General features: G+C 71.4%; 1 protein-coding gene. It reads right to left on the minus strand.

Features of this window, described 5'->3' with window-relative positions:
* Positions 1-188 (minus strand): hypothetical protein (locus tag CVH10_RS24195; protein ID WP_369336022.1); only part of this gene is annotated, 188 nt, incomplete at its 3' end.
* Between the last annotated feature and the right edge of the window lie 50 nt (positions 189-238).

Here is a 238-nt window from a genome sequence, read left to right on the forward strand (position 1 = left end):
ACGCAGAGATCCAGGGTCCGCTTCATCTCGGGGCCGGTGAAGGCGTCGGGCCCGAGCTGACCCGAAATCGCCAGCCGCAGGGAGTTCGCCCGGCCCCGGGTGAGGTGCTGCTCGTCCTTGGTGACGCGGTAGGAGGGGCACATGGCGCCGCCGGCGAGCTTCCGGCAGGTGCCGTTGCTGTTGCACATCTCCACCGCCGGGCCGAACCCGCCCCAGTCCGACCAGTCGAGGGCCGTGG

This window comes from Halomonas sp. ND22Bw (assembly GCF_003011945.1).
Taxonomy (GTDB): domain Bacteria; phylum Pseudomonadota; class Gammaproteobacteria; order Pseudomonadales; family Halomonadaceae; genus Halomonas; species Halomonas halophila.